23 protein-coding genes are annotated in these 23,410 nt (G+C 70.8%); 12 read left to right on the forward strand and 11 right to left on the reverse strand.

The window, feature by feature from the left end:
- Position 1 precedes the first annotated feature (1 nt).
- Together ACZ61C_RS36145 and ACZ61C_RS36150 are read right to left on the reverse strand one after the other, a co-directional pair.
- On the reverse strand, positions 2–2,944 hold the full coding sequence (locus tag ACZ61C_RS36145; protein WP_465312399.1) for a glycoside hydrolase family 48 protein: 2,943 nt from the start codon (positions 2,942–2,944) through the stop codon (positions 2–4).
- 399 nt (positions 2,945–3,343) lie between these two features.
- Positions 3,344–4,339, reverse strand: coding sequence for a LacI family DNA-binding transcriptional regulator (locus ACZ61C_RS36150; protein WP_465312609.1), 996 nt, complete (start codon positions 4,337–4,339; stop codon positions 3,344–3,346).
- A 250-nt stretch (positions 4,340–4,589) separates the two neighbouring features.
- On the opposite strand from ACZ61C_RS36150, the gene ACZ61C_RS36155 reads away from it, so the two are divergent.
- The 6 genes from ACZ61C_RS36155 to ACZ61C_RS36180 all read left to right on the forward strand — a co-directional run bounded on the left by ACZ61C_RS36155 (position 4,590) and on the right by ACZ61C_RS36180 (position 11,453).
- The gene (locus ACZ61C_RS36155; protein WP_465312400.1) at positions 4,590–5,891 is read left to right on the forward strand and encodes an ABC transporter substrate-binding protein; all 1,302 of its coding nucleotides are present in this window, start codon (positions 4,590–4,592) and stop codon (positions 5,889–5,891) included.
- A 4-nt stretch (positions 5,892–5,895) separates the two neighbouring features.
- The gene (locus ACZ61C_RS36160) at positions 5,896–6,885 is read left to right on the forward strand and encodes a carbohydrate ABC transporter permease (RefSeq protein WP_465312401.1); all 990 of its coding nucleotides are present in this window, start codon (positions 5,896–5,898) and stop codon (positions 6,883–6,885) included.
- On the forward strand, positions 6,882–7,739 hold the full coding sequence (locus ACZ61C_RS36165; protein ID WP_465312402.1) for a carbohydrate ABC transporter permease: 858 nt from the start codon (positions 6,882–6,884) through the stop codon (positions 7,737–7,739). Before ACZ61C_RS36160 ends, ACZ61C_RS36165 begins: the two co-directional genes overlap by 4 nt.
- Positions 7,740–7,741: 2 nt before the next feature.
- The gene (locus ACZ61C_RS36170; RefSeq protein ID WP_465312403.1) at positions 7,742–9,163 is read left to right on the forward strand and encodes a GH1 family beta-glucosidase; all 1,422 of its coding nucleotides are present in this window, start codon (positions 7,742–7,744) and stop codon (positions 9,161–9,163) included.
- A 138-nt stretch (positions 9,164–9,301) separates the two neighbouring features.
- Complete coding sequence (locus ACZ61C_RS36175) at positions 9,302–11,068, forward strand: IlvD/Edd family dehydratase (protein WP_465312404.1); 1,767 nt, start codon at positions 9,302–9,304, stop codon at positions 11,066–11,068.
- A gap of 76 nt (positions 11,069–11,144) precedes the next feature.
- Positions 11,145–11,453, forward strand: coding sequence for a DUF3040 domain-containing protein (locus tag ACZ61C_RS36180; RefSeq protein ID WP_465312405.1), 309 nt, complete (start codon positions 11,145–11,147; stop codon positions 11,451–11,453).
- Between the two features lie 27 nt (positions 11,454–11,480).
- On the opposite strand, the gene ACZ61C_RS36185 is transcribed toward ACZ61C_RS36180, so the two are convergent.
- The 4 genes from ACZ61C_RS36185 to ACZ61C_RS36200 all read right to left on the reverse strand — a co-directional run bounded on the left by ACZ61C_RS36185 (position 11,481) and on the right by ACZ61C_RS36200 (position 14,779).
- Positions 11,481–12,608 carry an NAD(P)-dependent malic enzyme gene (locus ACZ61C_RS36185; protein ID WP_465312406.1) on the reverse strand — a complete coding sequence of 376 codons (1,128 nt, stop codon included), beginning with the start codon at positions 12,606–12,608 and terminating at the stop codon, positions 11,481–11,483.
- 110 nt (positions 12,609–12,718) lie between these two features.
- A complete protein-coding gene (ligD, locus tag ACZ61C_RS36190) occupies positions 12,719–13,582 on the reverse strand; it encodes a non-homologous end-joining DNA ligase (protein WP_465312407.1) in 864 nt (287 codons plus the stop codon).
- A gap of 10 nt (positions 13,583–13,592) precedes the next feature.
- A complete protein-coding gene (gene ku / locus ACZ61C_RS36195) occupies positions 13,593–14,528 on the reverse strand; it encodes a non-homologous end joining protein Ku (RefSeq protein WP_465312408.1) in 936 nt (311 codons plus the stop codon).
- A gap of 53 nt (positions 14,529–14,581) precedes the next feature.
- Entirely contained in the window at positions 14,582–14,779 is a 198-nt protein-coding gene (locus tag ACZ61C_RS36200) for a hypothetical protein (RefSeq protein ID WP_465312409.1), read from the reverse strand.
- Positions 14,780–14,960: 181 nt separating this feature from the next.
- Here ACZ61C_RS36200 and ACZ61C_RS36205 point away from each other — a divergent pair, with 181 nt between their 5' ends.
- Positions 14,961–15,170 carry a hypothetical protein gene (locus tag ACZ61C_RS36205; protein WP_465312410.1) on the forward strand — a complete coding sequence of 70 codons (210 nt, stop codon included), beginning with the start codon at positions 14,961–14,963 and terminating at the stop codon, positions 15,168–15,170.
- Positions 15,171–15,205: 35 nt separating this feature from the next.
- Here the strand turns inward: ACZ61C_RS36205 and ACZ61C_RS36210 are convergent, their stop codons facing one another.
- Together ACZ61C_RS36210 and ACZ61C_RS36215 are read right to left on the reverse strand one after the other, a co-directional pair.
- Complete coding sequence (locus tag ACZ61C_RS36210) at positions 15,206–15,937, reverse strand: ANTAR domain-containing response regulator (protein WP_465312411.1); 732 nt, start codon at positions 15,935–15,937, stop codon at positions 15,206–15,208.
- Positions 15,938–16,123: 186 nt separating this feature from the next.
- Entirely contained in the window at positions 16,124–17,086 is a 963-nt protein-coding gene (locus ACZ61C_RS36215) for a TIGR03557 family F420-dependent LLM class oxidoreductase (protein ID WP_465312412.1), read from the reverse strand.
- Between the two features lie 120 nt (positions 17,087–17,206).
- Between ACZ61C_RS36215 and ACZ61C_RS36220 the strand changes: the two genes are divergently transcribed.
- From ACZ61C_RS36220 to ACZ61C_RS36230, 3 genes are all read left to right on the forward strand, one after another.
- Complete coding sequence (locus tag ACZ61C_RS36220) at positions 17,207–17,536, forward strand: plasmid stabilization protein (RefSeq protein WP_465312413.1); 330 nt, start codon at positions 17,207–17,209, stop codon at positions 17,534–17,536.
- Positions 17,537–17,598: 62 nt separating this feature from the next.
- A complete protein-coding gene (locus ACZ61C_RS36225) occupies positions 17,599–18,048 on the forward strand; it encodes an ATP-binding protein (RefSeq protein WP_465312414.1) in 450 nt (149 codons plus the stop codon).
- Entirely contained in the window at positions 18,045–18,836 is a 792-nt protein-coding gene (locus tag ACZ61C_RS36230; RefSeq protein WP_465312415.1) for a SigB/SigF/SigG family RNA polymerase sigma factor, read from the forward strand. The genes ACZ61C_RS36225 and ACZ61C_RS36230 overlap by 4 nt, the downstream gene beginning before the upstream one ends.
- Before the next feature lie 90 nt (positions 18,837–18,926).
- On the opposite strand, the gene ACZ61C_RS36235 is transcribed toward ACZ61C_RS36230, so the two are convergent.
- Positions 18,927–20,444: a CYTH and CHAD domain-containing protein gene (locus ACZ61C_RS36235; RefSeq protein WP_465312416.1), complete on the reverse strand. Its 1,518-nt coding sequence runs from the start codon at positions 20,442–20,444 to the stop codon at positions 18,927–18,929.
- A 123-nt stretch (positions 20,445–20,567) separates the two neighbouring features.
- Here ACZ61C_RS36235 and ACZ61C_RS36240 point away from each other — a divergent pair, with 123 nt between their 5' ends.
- A complete protein-coding gene (locus tag ACZ61C_RS36240) occupies positions 20,568–21,095 on the forward strand; it encodes a hemerythrin domain-containing protein (RefSeq protein ID WP_465312417.1) in 528 nt (175 codons plus the stop codon).
- 68 nt (positions 21,096–21,163) lie between these two features.
- The gene (locus ACZ61C_RS36245) at positions 21,164–21,955 is read left to right on the forward strand and encodes an ANTAR domain-containing protein (RefSeq protein WP_465312418.1); all 792 of its coding nucleotides are present in this window, start codon (positions 21,164–21,166) and stop codon (positions 21,953–21,955) included.
- Positions 21,956–22,007: 52 nt separating this feature from the next.
- On the opposite strand, the gene ACZ61C_RS36250 is transcribed toward ACZ61C_RS36245, so the two are convergent.
- The gene (locus tag ACZ61C_RS36250; protein ID WP_465312419.1) at positions 22,008–22,469 is read right to left on the reverse strand and encodes a hypothetical protein; all 462 of its coding nucleotides are present in this window, start codon (positions 22,467–22,469) and stop codon (positions 22,008–22,010) included.
- Between the two features lie 74 nt (positions 22,470–22,543).
- On the reverse strand, positions 22,544–23,383 hold the full coding sequence (locus ACZ61C_RS36255) for an aldo/keto reductase (protein ID WP_465312420.1): 840 nt from the start codon (positions 23,381–23,383) through the stop codon (positions 22,544–22,546).
- Between the last annotated feature and the right edge of the window lie 27 nt (positions 23,384–23,410).

Here is a 23,410-nt window from a genome sequence, read left to right on the forward strand (position 1 = left end):
TTCAGCCGAACAGGGCGACGTGGGCGGCGAACGCCGTGGCGATCTCCGACTGCGCCCAGAACCGGTGGTAGGTGAACGTCGGCGCGGCGCCACCGTCCAGGTAGGACTGGACCTTCGGCCACTGCGGGTCGCTCTTGTAGAAGGAGCGGATCGAGGTGAACGTCGAGGAGGCGTTGATCGGGTCGCCGTTCGGCATCGTGCCGGTCCAGCCGGAGGGCACGTACAGGCCCTGGTCGGTGGTGGCGTTGTAGGCGTCGTCGAACCGGTTGTAGTCCGTCCGGGTCTCCGGCACCGCGATGCCCTTACTGTCGGTGTTCGCCGAGAGCGCCGTCAGCAGGCTCTCCCCCACGGTCTTGGCCTGGGCGTTGCTCGAGCCGGCCGCGTAGTAGAGGAGCGTCTTGGCCAGCGAAGCCGCGACCCCGACGTCGTTGCTGTAGTTCTTCACCGTGACGTGCAGGCTCGTGTTCGAGCCCGGGCTGGTGGCGTTCCAGGTGTCCGGCGCGCCGCTCCAGCCGAGGTCTGCCGGGATCTGGAAGCTGCCGCCGGCCCCGACCGTGGTGTTCGCGATCGCCCACGGAACCCACTTGTCGAGGATCTTCTTCGCGCGGGCGTCGCCGGTCGCCTGGTAGTACTCGGCGATCCGTTCCATGCCCCACGTCTGGAAGCCGAACCACTGGTTGCTCGGCGGGTCGTGCCAGACCGGCTGCTGGTCGTAGAACATCCCGTAGAACGTCGGCGTCCCGGACGGCGGGGTGCCGTACTGACCGTCCCAGCTGTTGGTCGCGCCACCGGCGAGACCGCCTTCGGACGACTGGAGCCACTGCAGGAACTCCAGCTGCCGGCCGAGGCTGGTCGCCCAGTCGCTCGCGCCGGTCGCCGACGTCACCTTCAGGCCCGGATCCGCCGACAACGCGTACGCGGCCAGCGGGTTCTGGTAACCCTGGTGCGCCGCGCCGTCACCGATGCGCCACGCCCAGGCGTTCTGGTCGAGCGAGCCGCCCCAGGCGTAGTACCAGGAGACGAGGTAGTGCTCGCTGTCCTTGCCGGTACCGGCGGGGCAGCTGCTCGGGTTGACGCAGTTGCCGATCTTCTTGAAGTACTTGTCGAACAGCGAGTACCGGAGGTAGTCGCCCATCTTCGACGCCTTCTTCACGACGGCCGCGACGTCGGCGCTCTTGCCTTGGGCGGCTGCCCATTTTTCCGCCTGGAAGGCCACCTGGACGGCACGGGCGTCCGCGTCCGGCGCGTCGGTGTACTTCCACTGCTTGGCGTAGGCGGAGTCACCGGTGAACAGGTCGAGATAGCCGTTCTTGCCGCCGAACTTCAGGGTGTCGCAGCTGGGCTGGGTCACCGTCTCCCAGACCGACTCCTGCGAACCGCGCTGGAAGGTGTTGATGAACGCGGGCGCGGTGTTCGTGCCGTCTTCGCAGTGGCCGAACTTGTAGATGTTGTCGACGTCGAGCAGCCAGTGCATGCCGTAGACGTCCGCCGAGCCGTAGGCCGCCTTGAGCTCGGCCGCGATCGGGTCGCTGCCGACGGAGACGCCGGTCTGCAGCTGCGACGGGTACGACTTCGGGCTCGGGTACTCGGCCGCGTAGGTGGCCGGCTTGCTCGCGTTGTACCCGGAGTTGCCCGGCTGGTCGGCCGCCGACGGGATCGCGTACGTCTCGATCGACGTCCAGGCCTGGTTGAACGGCGCCCAGTCACCGGTGATCCGCCCGTAGGACGCTTCCAGCCACAGGTAGTAGCTGAACGCCTCCGATGTCGTCTCGTGGCCGTGGTCCGGCGCCTCGACGATGAGCGTCTCGATCGAGTGGTAGGGCACCAGGATGCTGCCGAACTTGCGGAAGTAGCCGTTGTTCGGGTCCTTGATCTTGTTGTACTGCGTCAGGAACGCGAGCTGGTAGTCCGAAGTGGACGACGAGATCTCGGTGACCGTGACGGTGGCCGCGGTGTAGCCGGTGCCGCTCGCGGTGAAGGTGGCGCTGCCCAGCGCTCCCCCGTTGTCGGCGCTCTTCACCGTGACGTTCTGCGGGGTGCTCCAGTTCGACGTGGTGAAGGTGAGGCTCGCGGGGCTCGCGGTGAGGTCGGTGCTGCCAGCCGTGCGGGCGACGCCGACGGTCACCGAGCTCGTCGGCGCGCCGGCGAGACTGACCGCAAACGTGGTTGTCCCGCCCTGCTTGACCTGCGTGGTCGCCGGGGTCGCGACGATGGTGGGTCCGGAAAGGACCTTCACGCTCACCGGGCTCGACGACGTCGAGGCGTTCTTGTTGTCGTAGGCCTTGGCCGTGATCGAGTACGTCCCGGCGGGGACGTTCGCCCAGCTGCCCTCGAACGGCGCGGTGGTGTCGGTGGCCAGCAGGCTGTCGCCGGCGTAGAACTCGACCTTGCTCACCGTGCCGTCGGAGTCGGCGGCCGTGGCGGCGAGCGGGATCGTGGCCGGGGCGTAGTAGGTGCCGCTGCTCGTGGGCGAGGTCAGGCTGACCGTCGGGGCTTTGTTGGCGCCGGTGCACGCGGTGCCGTTGACGGAGAAGTCGGTGGGCGGGCGGTTGGCGGAGCCCTTCGAGCCGTTGAAGCCGAAGCTCGTGCTCGCCCCGGTGTCGAGGTGGCCGTTGTAGGAGAGGTTCGTCGCGGTGACCGCGGCGCCGGTCTGGGCGAAGGTGGCGCTCCAGCCTTGCTGGACCTTCTGGCCGTCGAGGAAGGTCCAGCCGACCTTCCAGCTGTCGAGCGGCGCGCCGTCGTTGCGCAGCGAGACGTTCGCGGTGAACCCGGTGTCCCAGTCGCTGGTGGTGTAGGTGACGGAACAGGCGACGTCGGCGGCGAGCGCCGAGGAGGGGACGACCAGCGCGGCGGTGAACGCGACCACGGCCGAGGCCAGGGTCAGCGCGCGGCCGCGTAACCAGCGCGTTCGGCGCGCAAGGCGCCATCGGGGGGAGGAACGCATGGCTTCGGAACTCCTTTGTCCGTAGGGAGCCAGCGATCTGGGAGCGCTTCCAGGCGCAGACGGTAGCCAGCCGGAAACGTGGATGTAAAGAATCGAGTCAGAAGCACACCGCGGCCGCGGACGTCACACCTACGCTCCCGGCCCGCCCCGGCGCACTGAACGCTCCTGAACAGCCGCCCCCGATGGTCGCCCGTTCACTCGTCCGGCCCAGTTCCACGGTCACCCTCAGTACCAAGGAAACACCGTTTAGCGCCAAAGGCGTGCACCTCAGGCGGGATCGCTCCCAGCCACCTGCGCCCCCGGCCGTGTCGACCCTTCAATCACGCGTGTCGACCCCTTCAGACACACGAGTTCGCCGATCGGCCCGTGCGGGAAGGGTCGACACGCGTGATCGGGGGGTCAGCTGGAGGCGCGGACCGCCAGGGAGACCGGGAGGATCTGCTGCCGCGGCTTGAGGTTCTGGTCGTCGAGCAGCTGGATCAGGGTCTCGACCATCGCGTGGACCTGCTCGCGCGGGTCCTGGTGGACCGACGTCAGGGGTGGGTCCATGGCCGGCGCCAGGGTCGCGTTGTCGTCGAAGCTGACCACCGCGACGTCGTCCGGGATGCGGCGGCCGGCCGCGTCCAGCGTGCGCAACGCGCCCACCGCCATCATGTCGCTGGCGACGAACACCGCGTCGAGGTCCGGGTGCCGGGTGAGCAGGGCCGACATCGCCGAAGCGCCGCCGGCCAGCGTGAAGTCGGCCTCTTCGGCCAGGTCGGCGGGGTCGAGCCCGGTGTCGAGGAGGGTCTTGCGCCAGCCGGCGAGCCGGTCGATCGGGGCGCTCTGGTCCTGCGGCCCGGCGATGGTGCCGATCCGCCGCCGTCCGGCCGCGACCAGGTGCTCCACGGCCAGCCGGGCGCCGCCCTCGTTGTCGAAGTCGACGACGTGCACCCCGCGCCGGATGCCGGCCGCCTGCCCGCCGAACACCACCGGGATGCGCAGCAGCCGCAGCGCCTTGGGCAGCGGGTCGGCGCGGTGCGGCGCGAACACCAGCGCGCCGTCGACGTGCCCGCCCTCCAGGAACCGGACGGTCTTGCTCAGGTCCTCGCGCGTGTCGCTGAAGATCAGCACCATCTGACGGCCGACGTCGGCGAGCTCGCGGTAGCCGGCCCGCATGACGGCGGTGCGGTACGGGTCGTCGAGCAGCCGGGCCTCCGGCTCCGACAGCACCACCGCGATCGCCCCGGTCCGGCGGGTGACCAGCGACCGCGCCGCCTGGTTCGGGGAGTAGCCCAGGTCGCGGGCCGCGGCGAGGACCTTCTCGCGCGCCGCCGCGCTGACGTACGCGTCGTCGTTCAACGCGCGCGACGCCGTCGACCGCGACACGCCGGCGAACGCCGCGACGTCCTCCAGTGTCGGCCGTTCTTCATCCCCTGCTCGAGGCCCCACGCCTACCGCCCTCGCTCCCGCCACCACCTGTACGCGGACAGCTTAACCGGCACTCGTGCGCACGGTCCGGGAGCGCTCCTCGCAGAAAACGCTCCGGTTACGACCCCTTGACACCGGTCGAGGCCCCAACCAGACTCTGCGACACCTGGGAGCGCTCCCAGTTTGGCTCCCAGCAGTAGGAGCGCTCATTCCCGTCAACAAGGTGGTTGGACACGTGAGAACGATCCGGAACGGCCTGGTCCTGGCACTGGGCATCACGATGACGGCGCTCGGCGCCACGGCCTGCGGTGGCGGCGGTGACGAAACCCCGGCGGCAGCGGGTCCGAACGAGCACGTGGACCTCACGCTGGCGACGTTCACCGAGTTCGGCTACGAGGCGCTCATCCCGGAGTACGAGCGGCTGCACCCGAACATCAAGATCACCCACCGCAAGACCGGCCAGGGCGGCCCGTACCACCAGGACCTCATCACCAAGCTGGCCGCCGGCTCCGGTCTCGCCGACGTCTCCGCGGTCGAGGAGGGTCATCTCTCCGACGTCCTCGACAAGGGCTCGAAGTTCAACGACCTGAGCAAGATCGGCCCCGCCGACGCCTCCCCCGAGCGCTGGCTCGGCTGGAAGTACGACGCCGCCAAGACCAAGGACGGCAAGGTCATCGGCTACGGCACCGACATCGGCCCGCTCGCCATGTGCTACCGCAAGGACATGTTCGCCGCGGCGGGCCTGCCGACCGACCCCGAGGCCGTCAAGCCGCTGTTCGCCACCTGGGACAGCTACTTCGCCGCCGGCGCCGACTACGTCTCGAAGACCAAGGGCAAGGCCTGGTTCGACTCGGCCGCGCAGAACTTCAACGCCATGGTCAACCAGCTCCCCCAGGGTTACATCGGCTCCGACGACAAGCTCGCCGTCGAGGGCAACCAGGGCATCAAGGACGCCTGGACGAAGGTCACCGACGCCGTCGCCAAGGGCGAGTCGGCCAAGCTGACCGCGTTCAGCAACGAGTGGAACACCGGCTTCAAGCAGGGCGCGTTCGCCACGAAGGTGTGCCCCGCCTGGATGCTCGGCGTGATCAAGGAGCAGGCCGGCCCGGACAACGCCGGCAAGTGGGCGGTCACCGCGGCCTTCCCCGGCGGCGGCGGCAACTGGGGCGGCTCGTACCTGACCGTGCCGACGCAGTCGAAGCACCCGAAGGAGGCCGCCGAGCTGGCCGCGTGGCTGACCGCGCCGGAGCAGCAGATCAAGGCGTTCCAGGCCAAGGGCACCTTCCCGAGCCAGGTCAAGGCGCTGTCGGACCCCGCGCTGCTGAGCCAGACCGACGCCTACTTCGGCGACGCGAAGGTCGGCGAGCTGTTCGCCGAGCAGGCCAAGAAGGTCCAGAAGCCGCAGTACAAGGGCCCGGGCGACGGCCAGATCCAGGAGAACGCCTCCAGCCCGGCGCTGCAGGCGGTCGAACAGGGCAAGTCGGCGGCGGACGGCTGGCAGCAACTGGTCGACTCGGCGAAGAAGATCACCCGCTGACCTCATGACCGTCATCGACAAGGTCGCGCCGGAAGGGAGTACGGCCGGGAAGCGAGTGTCTTCCCGGCCCACCTTCCGGCACAAGCTGAGCCGGTGGGACGTCAAGGTATCGCCGTACCTCTACGTCGCGCCGTTCTTCGTCGTGTTCGGGATCGTCGGGCTGTTCCCCCTGCTCTACACCGCCTACGTCTCGCTGTTCGACTGGAAGGCCGGGGACGACAACCCGGAGTTCATCGGCTTCGACAACTTCAAGGAGCTGTTCGCCGACTCCCAGTTCTGGAACGCGCTGACCAACACGGTCAGCATCTTCCTGCTGTCCAGCGTGCCGCAGCTGATCATCGCGGTGCTGCTGGCGGCGCTGCTCGGGGCCCGGCTGCGCGGCGCGACCGGCTGGCGCGTCGGCATCCTGCTGCCGTACGCGGCCAGCCTCGTCGCGATCGGCATCATCTTCGCCAACCTGTTCGGCCCCAAGTACGGGCTGATCAACGGCGTCCTGCAGACGATCGGGCTGGACCCGGTCGACTGGCAGGCCAGCCGCTTCGGCAGCCACGTCGCCATCGCGATCATGGTGAACTGGCGCTGGACCGGCTACAACGCCCTGATCGTGCTGGCGGCCATGCAGGCCATCCCGAAGGAGCTGCACGAGGCGGCGCTGATCGACGGCGCGGGCACGTGGCGCCGCTTCACCGCCGTCACCCTGCCGCTGCTGAAGCCGACGCTGATCTTCGTCACCATCACCTCGACGATCGGCGGCCTGCAGATCTTCACCGAGCCCAAGCTGTTCGACGCCCTGCCCGGGTCGAACAACGGCGGCTCCACCAACCAGTTCCAGACCGTGACGCTGTACCTGTACCAATCGGCGTTCGAGAACTACAACCTCGGCTACGCCTCGGCGATCGCCTGGGTGCTGTTCGTGATCATCGTGCTGATCGCGCTGGTGAACTTCTTCCTCACCGGCCGGCTCGCGCGCACCCCGGGGGTGAAGAAGAAATGACGACCCTCCAGAGTGGACTGCGCAGGAGCGTCGCCACGCTCGGAAAACCGCGCAAGGCGACCTACATCGTGCTCGCGATCTTCGTGCTGGGCTCGCTGTTCCCGTTCTACTGGTCGTTCCTGGTGGCCAGCCGCGACAACGGGATGCTCACCGAGCGCATCCCGCCGTTCGTGCCCGGCGGCAACTTCTTCGCCAACGCCGCCCGCGTGTTCGACACCGTCCCGTTCTGGAAGGCACTGGCCAACAGCGTCATCGTGTCCGGCACGGTCACCCTCACGACCGTGCTGTTCTCGTCGCTGGCCGGGTTCGCCTTCGCGAAACTGCGGTTCAAGGGCCGCAACGGGATGTTCGTGTTCATCGTGGTGACGCTCGCCGTGCCAACACAGCTCGGCATCATCCCGCTGTTCATCGCGATGTCGGAGCTCGGCTGGGCCGGCGGCCTGCAGTCGGTGATCGTGCCCAACCTGGTCACCGCGTTCGGCGTCTTCTGGATGCGCCAGTACACAGTGGACGCGCTGCCGTACGAGCTGATCGAGGCCGCGCGCGTCGACGGCTGCAGCATGATCCGGATCTTCTGGAACGTCTGCCTGCCCGCCGTGCGCCCGGCCGCGGCGATCCTCGCGATGTTCACGTTCATGACGTCCTGGAACGACTTCCTCTGGCCGCTGGTGGTCCTGGACGCGGGCAACCCGACCGTCCAGGTGGCGCTGGAGAAGCTCCAGAGCGGTTACTACGTCGACTATTCGCTGGTGCTGGCCGGAACGACCCTGGCCACCATCCCGATCCTCATCGTCTTCGTCCTCCTCGGCCGCCAGATCGTGGCCGGGATCATGCAAGGTGCCGTGAAAGGGTGACCATGTCCGTACATCCCGACAGTGTCCGGTCGGAGAACGTCCGGGCGGAGACCGCGTCGATGTTCCCGCCCGGCTTCGTCTGGGGCGCCGCCACCGCGGCGTTCCAGGTGGAAGGAGCCACCACGGCCGACGGGCGCACCGACTCGGTCTGGGACGTCTTCGCGCGCCGTCCGGGTGCGGTCGTGGGCGGCGACACCGGCGACCCGGCCGCCGACCACTACCGGCGCTACGGCGAAGACGTCGACCTGATGCGCCGGCTCGGCCTCGGCGCCTACCGCTTCTCGCTGGCGTGGCCGCGGGTCCGCCCCGACGGCGGCGCCCCCAACACCGCCGGGCTCGCCTTCTACGACCGGCTGGTCGACCGGCTCCTGGAGGCCGGGATCCAGCCGTGGGCGACGCTCTACCACTGGGACCTGCCCCAGGCACTGGAGGACAAGGGCGGCTGGACGGCGCGCGACACCGCGTTCCGGTTCGCCGACTACGCCGAGACGGTGCTCGCCCGGCTGGGTGACCGCGTCGCCAGCTGGTCGACGCTCAACGAGCCGTGGTGCGCGGCGATGCTCGGGTACGCGGGCGGCATCCACGCGCCCGGCCGCACCGACCACCCCGCCGCCGTCGCCGCGACGCACCACCTGCTGCTGGGCCACGGGCTGGCGATGGACGTGATCCGCCGGCACGCGCCGGGCGTCCCGGCGGGCATCACGCTGAACCTCTACCCGGTCGTCCCGCACGACCCGGCGAACGTCGCCGACGTCGCCGCGTGCCGCCGCATCGACGGGCTGCAGAACCGGCTGTTCCTCGACCCGGTGCTGCGCGGCGGCTACCCGGACGACCTCGTCGCCGACCTCGCGCCGTTCGGGCTGGGCTCGGTCGTGCGGGACGAGGACGCCGCGGTCATCGGCGCGCCCGTCGACTGGCTGGGCGTGAACTACTACCGCGACTACCGCGTCGCGGGCCGCCCGGTGCCGGGCAGCGAGCCGGCGGGCCCGGAGTGGGTCGGGGCGGGCGACGTCCACTTCGTCCCGGACCCGGCGGCGGCGCACACCGACTCCGGCTGGGAGGTCCAGCCGGCCGGCCTGACGGAGTCGCTGCTGCAGGTCCACCGCGGCTACCGCCGGGTCCCGCTGTACATCACCGAGAACGGCGCGGCGTACCCCGACGTCGTCTCCGACGGCGGCGACATCGTCGACACCGACCGAGTGGCGTTCCTCGACTCCCACCTGCGAGCAGCGCACGACGCCATCGCGGCGGGCGTCGACCTGCGCGGCTACTTCTACTGGTCGCTGCTCGACAACTTCGAGTGGGCCGAGGGCTACGCGAAGCGGTTCGGCCTGGTCCACGTCGACTACGCGACCCAGCGCCGCACCCCGAAGCAGAGCGCGCACTGGTATTCGCGGGTGATCGAGCTGAACGGCTTGGGTTGACCGAAGCGCCCCAAGGCGGCCTTGGTTGCGTCTGACGCACCGAAGGCCGCCTTGGGTGCGTCTGACGCACCGAAGGCCGCCTTGGGGCGCTTGAGCCGAGGCGTGCATTCCAAGACCGCCGTTGCCAGACTGGCCGGTATGGGACTGCGCAGCGAAGCTTGGTTCAACAACCCCGCCGACCCCGGAATGACGGCGCTCTACCTCGAGCGGTACATGAACTGGGGCCTGACCAGGGAAGAGCTGCAGTCCGGCAAGCCGATCATCGGCATCGCGCAGACCGGATCGGACCTCTCCCCCTGCAACCGGCACCACCTGCAGCTGGCCGACCGCACCCGGGAGGGCATCCGCGAGGCGGGCGGGATCGCCATCGAGTTCCCCGTCCACCCGATCCAGGAGACCGGCAAGCGCCCCACCGCCGCGCTGGACCGCAACCTCGCCTACCTCGGCCTGGTCGAGACGCTCTACGGCTACCCGATCGACGGCGTCGTGCTGACCACCGGCTGTGACAAGACGACCCCGGCCTGCCTGATGGCCGCCGCGACCGTCGACCTCCCGGCCATCGTGCTCTCCGGCGGGCCGATGCTCAACGGCTGGCACAACGGCGAGCGCACCGGCTCCGGGACCATCGTCTGGAAGGCCCGGGAGCTGCTGGCCGCCGGCGAGATCGACGACGCCGGGTTCATGGAGCTCGTCGCGTCGTCCGCGCCGTCGCCGGGGCACTGCAACACCATGGGCACCGCGTCGACGATGAACGCGCTCGCCGAAGCGCTCGGGATGAGCCTGCCCGGCTGCGCGGCCATCCCGGCGCCGCACCGCGACCGCGCGCGGATGGCCTACCGCACCGGGCTGCGGATCGTCGAGATGGTGCGTGAGGACCTCAAGCCGTCGGACATCCTGACGCGCGAGGCGTTCGAGAACGCCATCGTGGTGAGCTCCGCGATCGGCGGCTCGACCAACGCGCCCATCCACATCGGCGCGATCGCCCGGCACATCGGCGTCGACCTGCCCCTCGAGGACTGGCAGCGGCTCGGCCACGCCGTCCCGCTGCTGGTCGACCTGCAGCCGGCCGGCAAGTACCTCGGCGAGGAGTTCCACCGCGCGGGCGGCGTCCCGGCCGTGGTGCACGAGCTGATGCGGCACCGGCTGGTCCACGAGGACGCCGGCACCGTCAACGGCCGCACGCTCGGCGACAACTGCCGCGACGCCGAGGCCGGCGACCGCGACGTCATCCGCACCTTCGACACCGCGCTCACCGGTGACGCCGGGTTCCTCGTCCTCAAGGGCAACCTCTTCGACGCCGCGATCATGAAGTCCAGCGTCATCTCCCCCGAGTTCCGGCGGCGTTACCTCGACGGCGGCGTCTACGAGGGCACCGCCGTCGTGTTCGACGGCCCGGAGGACTACCACGCCCGCATCGACGACCCGGACCTCGGTGTCGACGAGCACTCGCTGCTCGTGATGCGCGGCACCGGCCCGCTCGGCTACCCGGGCTCGGCCGAGGTGGTCAACATGCGCCCGCCCGCGGAGCTGATCAAGCGCGGGGTGCACGAGCTGCCCTGCCTCGGCGACGGCCGCCAGTCGGGCACATCCGGGTCGCCGTCGATCCTCAACGCCTCCCCCGAGGCCGCGGCCGGCGGCGGGCTCGCGGTGCTGCGGACCGGCGACCGCGTGCGGATCGACCTCTCGGCCGGTACCGCGAACGTGCTCATTCCCGGCGATGAGCTCGCACTGCGGCACAAGGAGCTGGCAGAGTCGGGTGGGTACCCGGTGCCCGAAGCGCAGACACCGTGGCAGGAGATCCAGCGCTCGATGGTCGACCAGCTGTGCGACGGCATGGTGCTGCGCCCGGCCGTGGCGTACCAGCGGATCGCGGCCACGAAGGGCATCCCCCGCGACAACCATTGATTTTCCCGTCGAAACACCGCTTCGGTCGGGCGCGGAGCGGGTACCACTTCGATAGCCGAGGCGAGGAGGCCCACCCATGCTGCCGGAGCGAGAACGCCACGCCCTTCGCGAGATCGAAGCCGGGCTGCAGGCGAGCGACCCCGCGTTCGCCGCCGCCTTCAGCGGCCGGCGGCCACGCCGGGTCACCCGGGCGAACTTCCTGCTCATCCTCTGCGACGTGACGGCGGTCGTGATGCTCGTCGTCGGCCTCTTCGCCCGCGACGCCGCTCTTGTGCTGTGGGGCACGGTCAGCGCGGGTGCGCTGGTCGCCTGGCACATCGCCCGCAGCGAGAAGACGCACAAGTCCACCGAAGGCGACACGACCCCGACCGCCGACTCGCACTGAGCCGGCGGCCGACGGGTCCACAGTGGACTATTTGGCCGCCTTCGCCGCGCCCGCGACCGCCTCGGCCATCGCGGGCACCAGAGCCTCGTCGAACACGCTCGGCACGATGTGCCCCGGCTCCAGGTCCTCCCCCACGACGTCGGCCAGCGCCCGCGCCGCGGCCAGCAGCATGGTCCCGGTGACGCGCGGCGCGCCCGAATCGAGCAGCCCGCGGAACATCCCGGGGAACGCCAGCACGTTGTTGATCTGGTTGGGCTGGTCGCTGCGGCCGGTCGCGACGATCTCCGCGTGTCCCCGCGCCGCCTCGGGGTCGACCTCCGGGTCCGGGTTGGCCAGCGCGAACACGATCGCGCGGTCCGCCATCGCGGCGACGTCGTCCGGTTCGAGGAGGCCACCCGCACTCACCCCGACGAAGACGTCCGCGCCGCGCAGGGCGTCCTGCACACTCCCGGTGGCGCCGCCGCTGTTGGTGTTCTCCGCCAGCCAGTGCTTCTCCCCGACCAGGTCGCGCTCGCCGTGCAGCACGCCTTCGCTGTCGCAGACGACGATGCCGTCGGCGGAGTAGCCGGCGCGCAGCAGCAGCCGGGCGATCGCGCTGCCGGCGGCGCCGGCCCCGGCGATGACGACCGACGTCCCCGCGGGTTCACGGTCGGTCAGCTTCAGCGCGTTGTGCAGCGCGCCGAGCACCACCACCGCGGTGCCGTGCTGGTCGTCGTGGAAGACGGGGATGTCGAGCTCGTCGTGCAGCCGCCGTTCCACGGTGAAGCATCGCGGGGCGGCGATGTCCTCCAGGTTGATCGCGCCGAACGACGTCGCGAGGTCCTTCACGGTGCGGACGAGGTCGTCGGGCTCGCGGCTGACCGGACAGATCGGCCAGGCGTCGACGTCGGCGAACCGCTTGAGCAGCGCCGCCTTGCCCTCCATGACCGGCAGGGCCGCGGCGGGGCCCCGGTCGCCCAGCCCGAGCAGGGCGGAGCCGTCGGAGACGATCGCGACGGAATTCGCCTTGACCGTCTCGCGGGCGAGCGCGGACGGGTCCTCGGCGATCCGCCGGGCCTGCTCGGCGACACCGGGTGTGTAGTGCTCGGCGAGGTCGTCGGGGGTGTCCAGCGGGACGCGGGTCGCGACCTCGACCTTTCCTCGGCTGTGTGTCATGTCGGCTGGGTACCCGCTCCCACGGGCCGGAATCGCGGGTGCACCCGGCCGTGGGACGGTCGCATCCACCGGAAGCCCGGCGGCGCAGTCGTTGCCGGGGGCCGAAACGCTCAAGTGAGCTGCTTCAACGCCGCCTCCGCCGATCCGGCGTGCTCGTCCAGGTCCCGCCACGGGTCGGCCTTGCGCGCCAGCCGCTGCTTTTCCCGCGCCGGGCCCCAGCCGGCCGGTTCGGCCTTGCCCAGTTCCCGCCAGTCCAACGGGGTCGCGGCGGCCGCGCCCGGGAGGGCGCGCAGCGAGTAGGGCGCGACGAACGTCTGCGCGTACCCGTTGCGGTTGGCGTCCAGGAAGATCCGGTCGCCGCGCTTCTCCTTGCGCTGGGCCGTCGTCAGCCGGTCGGGGTCGTCCGCGGCCACGGCGTCGGCCAGGGCCCGGGAGAGTTCCAGCACGACGTCCGTGTTCGCCTTCGCGTCGAGGGGCGCCAGCACGTGGAAGCCGCGGCCGCCGGTCGCCTGGACGAACGCGGTGAGCCCGGCCCGCTCGTAGTGGTCGCGGATCCGCCGCGCGAGCGCGCGCAGCTCGGTGACCGGGGTGCCCTCCGGCGGGTCGAGGTCCAGCACGAGCCGGTCCGGGCGCTCCGGCGCGTCCACAGTGGACAGCCAGACGTGGAACTCGATGCTGCCCTGGTTCACCAGGTAGTCCAGCGTTCCGGCGTCTTCGCAGACGACGTACTCGTCGGTGCCGCCGCCGCTGCGGGGCACCCGCTCGACGCGGATCGAGTCCGGGAAGTGCTCCCCCGGGTGCTTCTGGAACCAGCTCTGGCCTTCGATGCCGTCGGGGTAGCGCCGCAGCGTGAGCGGGCGGCCGCGCAGGTGCGGCAGCATGACGTCGGCCACGGCCCGGTAGTACCCGGCGACGTCCCCCTTCGTCAGGCGGTCACCGGGGAAGAACACCTTGTCCGGATGAGAGATCTTCACGCCCGCTCCCTCAGGACGCCTTGAGCGCCTTCTCCAGCTGGGCGCGGGTCATCTTCGACCGCCCCTTCACCCCCTGCTCGCGGGCGAGCTTGTCGAGGTCGGTCTTGGACAGCTCGCCGAGGTCGGTTTGCTTCTTCGTCGTCTTCTTCTCGGGTGCCTTGCCACCGCCCTTGCGGCTCTTCACGCTGCGGGACAGGGCTTCGAAGAGGTCGACGACGTCGGCCGAGGGCTCCGGCTCCTCCTCGTGCGTGATCTCCTTGCCGGCCTTCTTGGCCTTGAGGAGCTTCTCGACGCGGCCGGAGTACTCGTCGCGGTAGTCCTCGGGCCGCCACGGCGAGGTCATCTCATCCACCAGCGACAGCGCCATGTCGAGCTCCTTCGGCCGCGGCTTCGGCAGCTTGGGCAGCCCGCCCATGACGTCCTTCGGCTTCCGCAGGTCGGCGACGAAGTGGAGGGTGTTGAGCACCATGACACCGTCGCCGGCGCGGATCGCCGACAGGTACTCCTTGCCGCGCAGCACGAACTTGGCGATCCCGGCCTTCTCGCTGCGGTCCATCGCCCGCAGCAGGAGGCCGTACGCCTTGGCGAAGTCCTCTTTCGCGGGCTTGAGCCAGTACGTCCGGTCGAAGAACCAGGGGTCGATCTCGTCCAGGCCGACGAACTGCTCGATGTCGATCCGCCGGGACCGCTCGGGCGCGATGTCGTCCAGCTCGTCGGGTTCGACGAGGACGTGGTCGCCCCCGCCGAGGTTGTACCCCTTGACGATCTCGTCCTGGGTGACCTCGTCGCCGGTCCGCTCGTTGACCTTGCGGTTGCGGATCCGGTCGGACGTCCCGCGTTCGAACTGGTGGAAGTGGATCGTGTGGTCCGCCACCGCCGGGTACAGCTCCACCGGGACGGTGACCAGTCCCAGGCTCAGCGCCCCGCTCCACACCGGTCTCGCCATGTCGACCTCCTCACCGCCATCCGATACCCGCGGCGAGTTCCGGCGAAACCGGCTCAGGCCACTTCGCTGCTGCGGCCGTCACCGCGGTGCAGGCCCAGCATTTCGAGCAGCAACGCACAGTCGTCGGGATCCTTCGCACTGGCCGCGACGGTCAGCGCGGCCTTGCGGCGTGTCTCCGCCTGCTCCGGGGTGTCCCCGCCCTCCAGGAGGAGGTCCGCCACCGGCCGCAGGTCGTTCCGCTTGTCTCGCATGTTGTTCTCCCCTCCGGTCAAGGCCTTCTCCCGCGGACTACCCGGGAGGACCTCACGCGACACAAGAGGCACCGAAAGGGTCACCGGAGACAGCTTCCATTAGGCCGAAAGAGTGAATTCAGTGGGCTTTGGCGCCGAAACCGGCAAGGTAGGTGAGACCCACGTCACAGCAGGAGGCCGGATGGGCACCCAGCTCCGCATCAGCCGCGAGGACGGCTCGCTGCCCTGCGAGGTCTGCGGCTTCCCGACGATGCACGTGGCGCAGGTCGTCGCCGACGACGGGACGGTGCTCGGCCGGACCCTCGTCTGCACGACGTGCCAGCGCAGCCGGCACCGCCCGGAGGCGGCGCTGGAGACCGAAGCCCCACCCGACGAGGTCCCGACCGCCTGACCGGTTAGCGAACGCGCTCCGGCCCGGCCGGGCGGTCAGCCGGTGGTCGTCGCCACCGCGGCCACGAACTCCGCCGCCACCTCGTGCAGCTTCCGGTTCCCGTCCTGCGAGCGCTTGACCAACCGCTGGAACGCCTCCTCGGCCGTGATGCGGTGGGCCGCCATCAGGATGCCCTTGGCCTGGTCGATCACCGCGCGGGTCTCGAGCGCTCGGTTGAGCTGGTCGATCAGCTCGCGCGCCGCGAAGTAGCGGCGGGCGCTGCGGAGGCCGAACACCACCGTCGCCGTGTACAGCTCGAGGATCTTCGTGCCCAGCTCGCTGAAGCCGTGCTCGCCGAAGCCGAACAGGTTGACCGCGCCGGACATGTCGCCGTCCACCGTCAGCGGCGCCGCCAGGAAGCTGGCCACGCCCAGCTGCTCGGCCGACGACACGAACTGCGGCCACAGGTCCCCGACCGCGCCGACGCCGACGCGCACCGGCTGGCCCGTCTCGGCCGCGCGCAGGCACGGGCCGTCTCCGATCCGGTACTGCTCGCGGTCGAAGTTGACCGCCCGCTGGTCGGTGCTCGCGACCGTCTCCGGCACGCCCTCCCGCACCAGCGTGATGCTCGCCATGTCCGCCCCCGGCACCACCTGCACCACGTGGTCGCACACCGCCTGCAGCATCTGGCCGAGGTCGAGCTCGGTGTCGAGCATCGCGGTCAGCGACTCCATCGCGAGCGTGACCTCGTCCAGTCTCGCGGTGAGCTGCTCATGGCCGCCCGTCATCCTGGTAACGCCCCTCTTCTGGTTCTCAGGGCGCTCAAGACCAGGGAGGACCCGGGCGCGCGCCACTAGTGGGCCGCTAGCGCTTTAACGGGTCCAGCGCGAGATTACTGCATCCCGATCACGCCGGGCGCAAGCGGTCACCGCCGTCGCAGGGCACGCGTCCGTTCGGAGCAACGGCCTTCGCGGCTAGCCACGCAGTGCCGGAAGCAGCTCCTTTTCGGCGAAGTCGAGGAAGTCCTCCTGCTGGTCTCCGCCGATCTGGATCAGCGCGACGTCGGTGAAGCCGGCCTGCTCGAACTCGCGCACGCCGGCCACGATCGGCTCGACGTCGGGGCCGCACGGGATCGACCCGGCAACGTCGTCCTCGCGGACGAACTGCGTCGCCCCGGCGAACCCGGCCGGGCCCGGCAGCTCGGCGTTGACCTTCCAGCCGCCGGCGAACCAGCGGAACTGCTCGTGCGCGCGTTTCACCGCCGCGTCGCGGTCGGGGCCCCAGGACACCGGCAGCTGCGCGATCTTGCGGCTCGGCGGGCCGGGCTTCGTCGCGTCCCACTCCTGCGAGAGCTCCGCCTTCGGCTCGACGGCGATCATCGCGTCGGCGACCGGGGCGAACCGCTTGACCGACTGCGAGCCGGACACCGCGATGCCGACCGGCGTCCGCTTCTCCGGCAGGTCCCACAGCTTGGCCGAGTCGACCCGGAAGTGCTTGCCCTCGTAGTCGAAGGAGCCGCCGTCGAAGAGCCCGCCGATGATCTGCACGGCTTCGGCGAGCATGTCGTGGCGGACGTTGGCCGGCGGCCAGCCGCGGCCGACGACATGCTCGTTGAGGTTCTCCCCCGCGCCGAGGCCCAGCGTGAACCGGCCGCCGGAGAGCGCCTGCACGGTCGCCGCCTTCTGCGCCACGACCGCCGGGTGGTAACGCATGGTCGGGCACGTCACGAACGTCATCAGCTCGACGCGCTCGGTGCTCTGCTTGACCGCGCCCAGCACACTCCAGGCATAGGGCGAGTGCCCCTGCTCGGCGAGCCAGGGCGAGTAGTGGTCGCTCATCACTTCGAAGTCGAAGCCGGCCTGCTCCGCGCCGGCGGCGAACCGGACCAGCTCGTTCGGGCCGGTCTGCTCGGTCATCAGGGTGTAGCCGATCTTCATCGGCGCCTCCTCTCCGTCGGCTCCCCGCGTACCCCGGGGAAGTCCGCCGTAACCGACCGTCATGGGTGACGTTTGCCCGGCGACCGGCCGGGTACCCCGCGGGCGTCGGAAGGAGTGGTCATGCCCCAGTCGTGGAGCGCCAAGCGCGAACGCCAGTACGAGCACGTCAAGGAATCCGCCGAAGACCGCGGCGCGAGCACCAAGCGGGCCAAGGAGATCGCGTCGCGGACGGTGAACAAGAACCGCGCCCAGGCCGGCGAGTCGAAGCAGGCGAGCAGGACGTCGCTGAAGGACAAGTCGCCCCAGCAGCGCGGCGGCGAGCGGTCGGGGAACGGCAAGGGGCCGGGCGGGCCGACGAAGGACCAGCTCTACAACGAGGCCAGGAAGCGGAACATCGACGGCCGTTCCAAGATGTCCAAGAAGGAACTCGAAAAGGCGCTGGGCCGGTGACCAAACCGGAAAGCCCTGATCGGCAAGTGTCAGCGTTCCCCCGGATGGGTAGTAGCTTCGGCATGGAAGAAACACGAAGTGGCGGCCAGCAGGGCGGCCAGCCGGCGGCCGACGGGCTGCTGGACGAGGTGGTCGAGCTGCGGCTGCCCGCGATGGCGGAGCAGATCCCCCTGGTCCGCATGCTCACCCACGGCATGGTCTCGCGCGCCGACTTCGGCCTGGACGCCATCGCGGACGCCAAGATGGCCGTCGACGAGGCGTGCGCGCAGCTCGTCCAGCTGGCCGAGCTCGGCTCGCAGCTGCACTGCCGGTTCCGGCAGTCCCCCGAGGGGCTGCACGTCGTCGTTTCGACCCGGTCCACCGACCCGCGGCCGCCGAGCGACCGCACGTTCGGCTGGCACGTCCTGACCACGCTGAGCCGTTCGGTGACGGCGCACTGCGACGTTCTCCCCGGTGGAGGCGCGGGCATCGTCACGATCGAGCTGGTGCTCAACCCGGGAACGAGCGCGTGAGCGGCGAGCGCAAAACCCTCCTGCACCGACCGGACGAATACGCCCACTGCGAACCGCTGTTCGACGAGCTGGGGACGCTCGACGCCGACGACCCGCGGCGGGACGTCGTCCGGGCGAGACTCGTGACCGAGCTGCTGCCGCTCGCCGAGCACATCGCGACCCGGTTCTCCGGTCGCGGCGAGCCCCGCGAGGACCTCGTCCAGGTGGCGCGGATCGGTCTGATCAACGCCGTCGACCGGTTCGACCCCGCACGCGGGCACGACTTCCTGTCCTTCGCCGTGCCGACGATCATGGGTGAGGTCCGGCGGCACTTCCGCGACACCGGCTGGTCGGTGCGGGTCCCGCGGCGGCTCAAGGAGCTGCACCTGTCCCTGAGCCAGGGCTCGGCCGCGCTTTCGCAGCGGCTGGGTCGCGCGCCCACGCCGACCGAGCTGGCCGAGCACCTGAACCTCGACGTCGACGAGGTGCGCGAGGGCCTCATCGCCGGCAACGCCTACCAGGCCCTCTCCGTCGACAAGCCGGTCCACGACGACGCCGAGGCGCTGTCGCTGGCCGACACGATGGGCGAGCCCGACCACGAGATGGCCATGGTCGAGAACCACGAGGCCCTCCAGCCGCTGCTCCAGGAACTGCCGGCGCGGGAGCGCGCGATCCTGGTGATGCGGTTCTTCGGCGGGCTGACGCAGACCCAGATCGCCGACCGCATCGGCATCTCCCAGATGCACGTCTCCCGGCTGCTCTCGCAGACCCTGGAGCAGCTGCGCGGGAAGCTCACCGGCGACGCCTGAGGCCCCGGACCCGCTTCACCCGTTCTTCCTCGTTCGACAAACGAATCGGTGCCGGCCGTGGGCACGGCCGGCACCGGCTCTTGTCGTGGGTCAGCGCAGCCAGCCGGGGCGGTCACCCTTGCGCAGCCGCCGCCACTCGCCCGCGAACCGCTCGCGCAGCTTCTCCGCCGTCGCGGCGTCCTGGGCGTGCAGCAACCCGAAGGTGAAGGTGTTCTGCCCCTCGCCGTGCCCGGCGATGGCGAGGTGGTGCAGGACGTCCCGGCCCACCACGGTGTCCTGGTGCTCGCCGAGGGTGCTCTGGGCGGTCTTGACGTTCTTGCGCCACTGGCGCAGCTTCTCGCCGTAGACCGGCTTGACGGTGTCCGCGGCGTACCGGGCCCGCTTCGCCTTCTTGCGGACGTCGTGCAAGGCCATCTCCAGCTCTTCGCCGTCGAGGCCGCGCGTCGCCGCTTCGGCCCGGCGCAGCTTCTTGGCCGCCTTGCGGACCGGCTTGCGCAGCCCGGACTTCGCGGGCTTGCGCGCCTTCGCCGTCAGCGGCGGCTCCTCCAGCATCAGGTCCAGCGCCCGCAGCAGCGCCAGGTACCGCTTGCCGGTCAGCGCCGCCATCGCCTTGGTCCGGCCTTCCTCGGCCTCGCGGGCGAAGTAGCGGGTGAGGAACTGCCGCAGCGGCCCGAAGACCAGCTCCGGCGGCACGCCGTCGAGCCGCTCGGCGAGCCGTTCCTCGGTGACCTCGGTGTCCCGGGCCGAGGCCAGCTGCTGCCCGAGCCACTTCAGCTCGGCCGTGAGCGACCCGGTCGCTTTCTCGTCCACAATGGACCCGAAGGTGCGCAGGGTGCTGCGCAGCTTCCGGGTGGCCACGCGCATCTGGTGCACGGAGTCCTCGACGTCGAGGCGCACCCCGACGTCGGCCCGGCGCAGCTGGGCGTGGTGCTCCCGCAGCGACGCCAGCACGACCGCCCCGGCCGTGGGCTTCTTGCGCCGGCGCGGCGCCGCCGGCACGCGGTCGCCGATCAGGCGCCGCAGCTTCGACGGCCACGGCGACGCCGACGCGCCCGCTTCGGACAGCGCGCGGTCGAAGTCGTCGAGGCGGCCGGGCTCGGTGCCGGGGTCCAGCTCGAGCTCCAGCTCGCGCCACTCGTCGAGCCGGGCGCTCTCGCCGCCGGCCTCACCGGTCACGTGGTCGTCGGTGAGGGTCGCGATCGTGCGGCCGTCGGCGTCGGCGAGGCGGTGGGAGAAGCGGTCGGTGCGCAGGTGCGCGATCGGCACCAGCTTCTCCCCCAGCGTGTAGGCCCGGACCAGGCGCCGGAGCCGGCCGGGGACCTTGTGGACGTCGCCGCCGAGCGGCAGCTGGATCTCCTGGCGCTCGTCGGCCGAGACCGGCAGCTTGAGGTGCCAGCCCGCGTCGTGCCCGCCCACGCGGCGCCGCAGCGTGATGCCGCCGCGGGCGAGCCGGAACGTCTCGGTGTCGTAGTAGGAGGCGTCGAGGACGTGTTCGACCGGCGCGTCCTGCGCCTCGACACCCGCGACGCCGACCAGCCGGGGCACACCGCTGCCCGCGACGATCTCGTACTTGCGTTCGCGCTCGGTCACCGTCGACGGCGCTGCCATGGTCAACCTCCTTGGGGTCCGGGTGTCCTCCCCGGGTACCCGGCGGGTGCCGGGCCGACACGGGATTCGCCGCGCGAGCAGCGGGTATCCGTGGCGGAAGTCCCCCGGCGACCAGGAGCGTGCATGAACGGCAGCCAGCCCGCAACCGATCTGACCACGGTGCTCGCCGGTGACCACCGCGAGCTCGACCGGCTGTGCACCGAGCTCGAGCTCGGCCAGGGCAGCCCGGAGAACCGCAAGGACCTCGCCGACCACCTGATCGCGGAGCTGGTCCGCCACGCCGTCGCCGAAGAGCCCTATCTCGACGGCGACGGCGATCTCACCGAAGCCGACGGCCTGATGCGGCAGCTGGAGGGCGCGGGGCCGCAGGAGACCCGCTTCGAGCGGCTGCTCGGCGGGCTGATCCGCGCGGTGCGCCGGCACGTCCGCGACGAAGGACCCGCCGCGCTGAAGCGGATCCGGCTCAGCTGCTCGCCCGACCGGCGGCACGAGCTCGGCCAGGAGGTCCTCGAAACCCGGGCCGCCGCGCCGAGGCTGCCGCACCCCGGCCTGGCCGACCGGATGCCGCAGGCCGACCAGCTGTGGCCGGGTCCGGGGTTTGTCGACCGCGCCCGCGCCGCCCTGAGCCGGGCGGCCGGCGCACCCGGTTGACCCGCTCGCCGTCCGGGATCGGGTTGAATGGGGAGCACCACCCCGGCCGTGACGGACAGCGAGGACGAATGAGCGTCGGCAGAGACGAGTGGGCCCGGGAACGGGCCGCCTTCGGGCAGGACGGCCCCGCCGCGGCGGGCGCGCTGGCGGCCCAGTTCGCCGACCTCACCCGGACGCTGCTCGACGCGACGCCGACCGTCGGCGGCGTGCTCAAGCTGGTCGTCGGCGCCGCGGTCGCGATCGTGCCGGGCGCCGACCTGGTCAGCGTCACCCTGCGTGCGCCCGACGGCACGTTCCACACCCCCGTCGAGACCGATCCGGTCGCCCTCCAGCTCGACCAGCTGCAGTACGACCACGGCGAAGGCCCGTGCGTGGAGTCGGCGCGCCCGGACGGCCCGGCCATCGGCTGGTCCCAGGACGTCGGCACCGACCCGCGATGGCCGTCGTTCGGCCCGGGCACTGCCCGGCACGGCTACCACTCGGTGCTGGCGACGGCCCTGCTCCCGGACGCGCGGCCGCCGCGGCTGTCCGGTGCGCTCAACATCTACTCGACCAGCCGGGACGCGTTCGACGGCCGGTCGGTCGACACGGCGCTCCTGCTGGCGACCCACGCCTCCCTCGCCCTGGCGCACTCCGAAGCCCTGACGACGGCCGAGCTGGAAGCGGCCCACCTGCGCCGCGCGCTGGAAAGCCGGGACGTCATCGGCCAGGCGAAGGGCATCCTGATGCAGCGCCGCGGGATCACCGCCGAGGAGGCGTTCGACGTGTTGCGCGACGCTTCCCAGCAGCTGAACGTCAAGCTGGCCGACCTGGCCCGGACGCTGGCCACCCGGCACACCGAGATCGACGTCCCCGAATGACACACCGAAGGCCGCCACCGGGTTCCGGTGACGGCCTTCGAAGCGGAAGCTCCTACTGCGCGGAGTACGGGGAACGGTTCTCCAGCGGCGGGCTGACGTCCGGGTACCGCGCTTCCTGGCTCGGCACCGGGTTCACGGTCGGCCCCGGCTCGGGCTGCTGCGGCCGGCTGCCGCGCTGGACGACAGCCTCGACCTCCTGCTCACCGCGGATACGGGCGAGCACGCCGAGCGTGATCGCGTGGGCCAGCGCCAGGATCAGCAGCAGGACGCCGACGCGCCCGACGACGCCCGGCAGGTCGCTGCCGCCCAGGTTGATGGTCGAGACAAGGGCCAGCACCCCCAGCGTCACCAGGTGGAACAGCACCGTGACCAGCCGGGTCATCGAAGCGCCGGCGGCCGGGTTGCCGTAGGAGTTCTCCAGGTAGCGGCGGCCGCTGCGGTAGATCACCTGCCCGTCGATCAGGACCAGCGCGACGCCGATCGCGAGGAACGACAGATACGCGTTCGTGGTCATGCGGGACGCTCCTTCCTGGGGGGGGGACCTCTCCGGGTGAGATACCCGGCGGGTTGCGCAGGGAAACCCCGCGGTCACCCCGTGAAGGTGTCCGGGTCGGGTCCGGTGCGGCGGCCGTCGTCGAGCTTGCCGACCGCGGTCATGTCCTCGTCGTCGAGCTCGAAGCCGAAGACGTCGATGTTCTCCCGCATCCGCTCGGCCGACGACGACTTCGGGAACACGATGTTCCCGAGCTGGAGGTGCCAGCGGAGCACGATCTGGGCGGCCGTCCGCCCGTGCTTCTCGGCCAGGTCGGCGAGCACGGGGTCGTCGAGCACCTCGGCCTGCGCCAGCGGGCTCCACGCCTCGGTCGCGATGCCGTGGGACTGGTGGTAGGCCCGCAGTTCCGTCTGCTGCAACGCGGGGTGCAGCTCGATCTGGTTCACCGCCGGCACCGTCCCGGTCTCTTCGGCGAGCCGGTCGAGGTGGGCGGGCTGGAAGTTCGACACCCCGATCGCACGGGCCTTGCCCGCCCGCAGGATGTCCTCGAAGCCCTGCCACGTCCGGACGTAGTTGTCCTTCTGCGGCAACGGCCAGTGGACGAGGTAGAGGTCGACGTAGTCGAAGCCCAGCCGGCGCAGGCTGCCTTCGAGCGCAGTGATCGCGTTGTCGTGCCCGTGCGCGTCGTTCGCCAGCTTGGTCGTGACGAACACGTCTTCGCGCGCCAGGCCGGACTCGGCGACACCGGCGCCGACCCCGTCTTCGTTGCGGTACATCTGCGCCGTGTCGATGTGTCGGTAACCCGCGTCCAGGGCCGCCCGCACGGCCTGCGCGGTCTCCTCGGGCGGGATCTGGAAGACGCCGAACCCGAACTGCGGGATCCGGACGCCGTTGTTCAGCTCCACGGTGGGGACGTCGGCACTGGTGGTGGTCATGCTTGCGGCCTACCCGACTGCTCCAGG

The organism is Amycolatopsis sp. NPDC104587 (genome assembly GCF_055583645.1).

Bases quoted from the DNA above. Each gene is read 5' to 3' on its own strand.
- ACZ61C_RS36145 (WP_465312399.1), bottom strand. From the start codon at position 2,944: ATGCGTTCCTCCCCCCGATGGCGCCTTGCGCGCCGAACGCGCTGGTTA.
- ACZ61C_RS36160 (WP_465312401.1), top strand. From the start codon at position 5,896: ATGACCGTCATCGACAAGGTCGCGCCGGAAGGGAGTACGGCCGGGAAG.
- ACZ61C_RS36165 (WP_465312402.1), top strand. From the start codon at position 6,882: ATGACGACCCTCCAGAGTGGACTGCGCAGGAGCGTCGCCACGCTCGGA.
- ACZ61C_RS36170 (WP_465312403.1), top strand. From the start codon at position 7,742: ATGTCCGTACATCCCGACAGTGTCCGGTCGGAGAACGTCCGGGCGGAG.
- ACZ61C_RS36175 (WP_465312404.1), top strand. From the start codon at position 9,302: ATGGGACTGCGCAGCGAAGCTTGGTTCAACAACCCCGCCGACCCCGGA.
- ACZ61C_RS36180 (WP_465312405.1), top strand. From the start codon at position 11,145: ATGCTGCCGGAGCGAGAACGCCACGCCCTTCGCGAGATCGAAGCCGGG.
- ACZ61C_RS36185 (WP_465312406.1), bottom strand. From the start codon at position 12,608: ATGACACACAGCCGAGGAAAGGTCGAGGTCGCGACCCGCGTCCCGCTG.
- ku (WP_465312408.1), bottom strand. From the start codon at position 14,528: ATGGCGAGACCGGTGTGGAGCGGGGCGCTGAGCCTGGGACTGGTCACC.
- ACZ61C_RS36200 (WP_465312409.1), bottom strand. From the start codon at position 14,779: ATGCGAGACAAGCGGAACGACCTGCGGCCGGTGGCGGACCTCCTCCTG.
- ACZ61C_RS36205 (WP_465312410.1), top strand. From the start codon at position 14,961: ATGGGCACCCAGCTCCGCATCAGCCGCGAGGACGGCTCGCTGCCCTGC.
- ACZ61C_RS36210 (WP_465312411.1), bottom strand. From the start codon at position 15,937: ATGACGGGCGGCCATGAGCAGCTCACCGCGAGACTGGACGAGGTCACG.
- ACZ61C_RS36215 (WP_465312412.1), bottom strand. From the start codon at position 17,086: ATGAAGATCGGCTACACCCTGATGACCGAGCAGACCGGCCCGAACGAG.
- ACZ61C_RS36220 (WP_465312413.1), top strand. From the start codon at position 17,207: ATGCCCCAGTCGTGGAGCGCCAAGCGCGAACGCCAGTACGAGCACGTC.
- ACZ61C_RS36225 (WP_465312414.1), top strand. From the start codon at position 17,599: ATGGAAGAAACACGAAGTGGCGGCCAGCAGGGCGGCCAGCCGGCGGCC.
- ACZ61C_RS36235 (WP_465312416.1), bottom strand. From the start codon at position 20,444: ATGGCAGCGCCGTCGACGGTGACCGAGCGCGAACGCAAGTACGAGATC.
- ACZ61C_RS36240 (WP_465312417.1), top strand. From the start codon at position 20,568: ATGAACGGCAGCCAGCCCGCAACCGATCTGACCACGGTGCTCGCCGGT.
- ACZ61C_RS36245 (WP_465312418.1), top strand. From the start codon at position 21,164: ATGAGCGTCGGCAGAGACGAGTGGGCCCGGGAACGGGCCGCCTTCGGG.
- ACZ61C_RS36250 (WP_465312419.1), bottom strand. From the start codon at position 22,469: ATGACCACGAACGCGTATCTGTCGTTCCTCGCGATCGGCGTCGCGCTG.
- ACZ61C_RS36255 (WP_465312420.1), bottom strand. From the start codon at position 23,383: ATGACCACCACCAGTGCCGACGTCCCCACCGTGGAGCTGAACAACGGC.